The following is a 4,761-nucleotide window of genomic DNA, read 5'->3' on the forward strand; positions in this document are numbered from 1 at the left end:
CCGCCCCCCCCCCCCGCCGTGACTCCGCTCCCTTCTCCGCGCGGCTGGAGCGCGAGACCTGCGAGCGCGTACTCGGCGGCAGCCGGCACGGCCTGTGAGCCGGCGCGGCACGAGCCCGTGAACGCGGCACCACCCTGGAAACCGGCACAGCATTGACGAAAGAGGTATGACAGCGATGACCGACCACCACTCCCGCTCCCACTCCCACTCCCACTCCGCCTCGAACGAGAAGCCCCTGTCGCCCGATGATTTCTCCTCGTACGAGGCGTACTGGGACGACCGTTACGGTCAGAGCGACCGGATCTGGAGCGGGCGGCCCAACACCATCCTGGTCCGCGAGATCACGGGAGTGAGCCCGGGCCGGGCCCTGGACCTCGGGTGCGGCGAGGGCGCCGACGCGGTCTGGCTCGCGCGGCAGGGATGGCAGGTCACCGGTACCGACGTCTCCGGTGTCGCTCTCGGCCGCGCGGCCGAACACGCGGAGGCGGAAGGTGTCGCCGACCGGATCGACTGGCAGCGGCACGACCTCGGAGTCTCCTTCCCCGAGGGCGGTTTCGACCTTGTCTCGGCTCAATTCCTGCACTCCTACGGCGATATGCCGCGCGAGAAGATCCTGCGGACCGCCGCGTCGGCCGTCGCGCCCGGCGGGACACTGCTGATCGTCGGACACGGAGGCTTCGCTCCCTGGGAGGAGAACCCGCACCCGGAAGTCCACTTCCCCACGCCCGAGGAGGTCCTCGAATCCCTCGGCCTGGCGGAGGGTGAGTGGGAGGTGCAGATCTGTGAGGAGCACGAGCGGCAGCAGAACGGTCCCGACGGACAGCCGGGCCACCGTACGGACAACACCCTCAAGGTCCGACGCCTGACCGGCTCCGACGCGTGACCGGATCCGGCATGTGACCGGCTCCGGCGCCTGACGGGACGCGCGGCCGGTCAGGCGTTCCGTACAGATCCCGTATGGCCCGTACAGATCCCGTATGGCGACGGGCGGACGCGCGGGCGGACACTGGAGTGAGGAGCGAGGAGGTGCGTCATGCGCAAGGTAGCCGACTGCCGGGATTTCCCGAGCGGGACGAAGTGCACTCTCGCGATCTCCGGTGAGGAGGACGAGGTGGTCCGCGCCGCGAGCGAACACGCGGCGTCCGTACACGGCCACACGGACAGCCCGGAGCTGCGCGAGCAGATCCGCTCCATGCTGAAGGACGAGGTGCCACAGCACGCCTGAGCCCCAGGGTCCGGGCCGCGAGGCCTCCGAACCCCAGGTCAACGGATCGACAGGTCAACAGATCGGCGGACTCCGCCCGGCACCGCCGGGCGGAGTCCCTGTGCTCCGCAGCCCAGCGCTGCCGCTACCGCTCCTGAGGCCTCGCGCCCACCTCGAAGCTGTTGCCGAACGGATCGGTGATATTCGCCATCCGCGCGTAGGGCATGTCCGAGGGAGCGCTAGCGGTGCCTCCCGCCGCGACGGCCCGCGCCACGGCGGCATCGGCGTCGGCCACCTCGAAAACCGTCTTCCAGACGGACGGCTCTCCCTGCGCCACGCCCAGGATCCCGCCGACCTCATGCCCGTCCGGCCGACGCAGGAAGGTGAAGTCCGCGTCCGGGAGATCGTCGTTGCCGTCCAGGGTGAAGTCGAAGACCGCCGGATAGAACGCGCGCGCCGGGCCCGGGTCCGGAGTGGTCAGATCGTTCCGTACGAGACTGCCCGGCTCGTTCACGATCTCGCAGCCGAGACGCTCACGTCCCTGCCACAGTCCGAACTCGGCGCCGACCGGATCCACCACCAGGGCCCCACGGCCCCGGTCCCCGACGTCCTGCGGGCTCTCGGCAAGCGTGCCGCCGGCCGCGATGGCACGCTTCGCGGTGTCGTCGCAGTCGTCGGTGGCGATATATACGCGCCAGTGGCCGGAGCCGCTCTCCTCCGCTGTCGGCCTCAGTCCCGCCACCGGGCGTCCGCGCAGCAGACACAGCGTGTACCGGCCCGCCTCCGCCGCTCCCGCCTCGAACTCCCAGCCGAACAAGGCCCCGTAGAACTCCGCCGCGCGCCGCATGTCGTGGACGCCGAGTTCGATCCAGGTCGGGGTGCCTGTCGGCTGATTGCTGGTCACATAACTCATGGGATTCTCCTGCCTCGCCGGGCCCGTCCGGCTCGCCATGCGCGCCGGTCCTGTCCGTGCGCACCGGCCCTGGCCCTTCGGCCCGTTCTGTTCGACTGGTCCGACGCTAGATCGCATACAGGTCAGACCATGTCCTAGATGACGCCGGCGGATCATGGACCGACCGGTCCGAGCGATCTCGTCGAGCGATGTCGTACAGGGCTCATAGAATCGGCGGATGAGCGCTCCCGATTCCGATCCGCGTCCCGAGACGAGCCAAGAGACGGGCAGCGAGGCGCTGCGCGTGCTCCACCGCGTCTTCGGATACGACTCTTTCCGCGGCAGCCAGCAGGAGATCATCGACCATGTGGTGTCCGGCGGCGACGCCCTCGTCCTGATGCCGACCGGCGGCGGCAAGTCGCTCTGCTACCAGATCCCGGCTCTGGTACGGAAGGGCGTCGGAGTCGTCGTATCGCCGCTCATCGCGCTCATGCAGGACCAGGTCGACGCGCTGAGGGCGCTCGGTGTCAGGGCCGGGTTCCTCAACTCGACACAGGATCTGGACGAACGGCGCCTGGTGGAGGCGGAGTTCCTCGCCGGTGAGCTGGATCTGCTCTATCTCGCGCCGGAGCGGCTGCGGGTGGAGCCGACCGTACGGCTGCTGGAGCGCGGCACGATCTCCCTGTTCGCCATCGACGAGGCGCACTGTGTCGCGCAGTGGGGCCATGACTTCCGGCCCGACTATCTGGCCCTGTCGGCGCTGCACGAACGGTGGCCCGACGTACCTCGTATCGCCCTCACGGCGACCGCCACCGAGGCCACCCACGCGGAGATCGCCTCCCGGCTCAAGCTCCAGGACGCGCGGCACTTCGTCGCGAGCTTCGACCGGCCCAACATCCAGTACCGCATCGCGCCGAAGAACGATCCGAAGCGCCAGCTCCTCCAGCTCCTGCGCGCCGAGCACGCCGGAGACGCGGGGATCATCTACTGCCTCTCCCGGGCGTCCGTGGAGAAGACCGCCGAGTTCCTGGTGAAGAACGGGATCGAGGCGCTGCCGTACCACGCGGGGCTCGACGCCCGTACGAGGGCCGCGAACCAGGCGCGCTTCCTGCGGGAGGACGGGATGGTCATGGTCGCGACCATCGCGTTCGGAATGGGTATCGACAAGCCGGACGTGCGGTTCGTCGCGCATCTCGATCTGCCGAAGTCCGTCGAGGGCTACTACCAGGAGACCGGACGTGCCGGGCGCGACGGGCAGCCGTCGACGGCCTGGCTGGCGTACGGGCTCCAGGATGTGGTCCAGCAGCGGAAGATGATCGACACCTCCGAGGGCGACGACGCGCACCGGCGGCGGCTGGGCGCCCATGTCGACGCGATGCTCGCGCTCTGCGAGACGGTGGAGTGCCGTCGCGTCCAACTGCTCGCGTATTTCGGCGAGAAGAGCGGCGCGTGCGGCAACTGCGATACGTGTCTGACGCCCGCCGAGTCGTGGGACGGCACGGTCCCGGCGCAGAAGCTGCTGTCGACCGTGGTCAGGCTGAAGCGCGAGCGCAACCAGAAGTTCGGCGCGGGACAGATCACCGACATTCTGCTCGGCAAGAAGACGGCGAAGGTCATCCAGTTCGATCATGACGCGCTGAGCGTGTTCGGTATCGGTACGGAGCTGCGCGAGGCGGAATGGCGCAGCGTGGCACGGCAGTTGCTGGCGCAGGGGCTCATCGCGGTCGAGGGCGACTACGGAACGCTGGTCCTCACGGAGGAGAGCGCCGAGGTGCTGGGCGGACGCCGGCCGGTGGTGCTGCGGCGCGAGCCCGAGAAGACGGCGGCCCGGCCCGCACGCGCGGAGAAGACGGCCAAGAGCCGTGCGGTGCCGGTGGATCTGCCGGAGGAGGCGGTGCCGGTGTTCGAGTCGCTGCGCGCCTGGCGTGCCGCGACGGCGAAGGAGCAGGGCGTGCCGGCGTATGTCGTCTTCCACGACGCGACGCTGCGCGAGATCGCGGTGCTGGCGCCGTCGACGCTGGCGGAGCTGGGCACGGTGAACGGAGTGGGCGAGAACAAGCTGGCGAAGTACGGCGAGCAGATCCTGGAGACGCTGGGCACGGCGTGACGGACTGACGGATGACCTGCCACGGGCAGACGGTCTGACGTGCGCGGATGACATCGGAGGCATCCGCGCACGGGCGAGAATGGTCGGTATGCCTCATCGCAAGATTCTCTGGATCGGCGGTCCGCCCGGCGCGGGCAAGACGACCGTGGCCCGGCTGCTCGCCCGTCGCCACGGGCTGCGCTGGTACAACGCCGACGCCCACACCTGGGAGCACCGCGACCGCGCCATCGCCGCGGGCCGTCCGGAGGCGATCCGGTGGGAGGCGCTGTCGCGCGAGGAACGCTGGTCCGCGCCCGAGGCGGAGCTGCTCGCCATGTCCCTGCACCACGAGCGGGGCCGGATGATCCTGGACGATCTCCACGCGCTGCCCGCCACTCCGCTGATCATCGCCGAGGGCACTCCCATCACGCCGTCGGTCCCGACGATGCCCTGTCCCCACCACTCCTCGCCCCGGGCCACCACCTCTGACCAGCCTCGTCGGCCGGACTGGCATGAGCGGGCTAGGGCCTCTCGTTTGGATCTTGCCGGGCTCGCGTGCCCGCAGTGACATCAGCCGCT

5 protein-coding genes are annotated in these 4,761 nt (G+C 69.8%); 4 read left to right on the forward strand and 1 reads right to left on the reverse strand.

The annotated features are described in order from the left end of the window. Positions 1–175: 175 nt before the first annotated feature. Together GA0115259_RS28480 and GA0115259_RS28485 are read left to right on the forward strand one after the other, a co-directional pair. Positions 176–883, forward strand: coding sequence for a class I SAM-dependent methyltransferase (locus GA0115259_RS28480; RefSeq protein ID WP_093602351.1), 708 nt, complete (start codon positions 176–178; stop codon positions 881–883). A gap of 150 nt (positions 884–1,033) precedes the next feature. Continuing rightward, entirely contained in the window at positions 1,034–1,225 is a 192-nt protein-coding gene (locus GA0115259_RS28485; RefSeq protein WP_093602345.1) for a DUF1059 domain-containing protein, read from the forward strand. A gap of 124 nt (positions 1,226–1,349) precedes the next feature. Here the strand turns inward: GA0115259_RS28485 and GA0115259_RS28490 are convergent, their stop codons facing one another. Further along, positions 1,350–2,117 carry a VOC family protein gene (locus GA0115259_RS28490; protein ID WP_093602347.1) on the reverse strand — a complete coding sequence of 256 codons (768 nt, stop codon included), beginning with the start codon at positions 2,115–2,117 and terminating at the stop codon, positions 1,350–1,352. 217 nt (positions 2,118–2,334) lie between these two features. On the opposite strand from GA0115259_RS28490, the gene recQ reads away from it, so the two are divergent. Together recQ and GA0115259_RS28500 are read left to right on the forward strand one after the other, a co-directional pair. Beyond that, positions 2,335–4,203, forward strand: coding sequence for a DNA helicase RecQ (gene recQ, locus GA0115259_RS28495; RefSeq protein WP_093602349.1), 1,869 nt, complete (start codon positions 2,335–2,337; stop codon positions 4,201–4,203). Positions 4,204–4,291: 88 nt separating this feature from the next. Continuing rightward, entirely contained in the window at positions 4,292–4,750 is a 459-nt protein-coding gene (locus tag GA0115259_RS28500) for a DEAD/DEAH box helicase family protein (RefSeq protein ID WP_237540555.1), read from the forward strand. Positions 4,751–4,761 lie beyond the last annotated feature (11 nt).

Origin of the sequence: Streptomyces sp. MnatMP-M17, assembly GCF_900091995.1 — a bacterium.
Classification (GTDB): domain Bacteria; phylum Actinomycetota; class Actinomycetes; order Streptomycetales; family Streptomycetaceae; genus Streptomyces.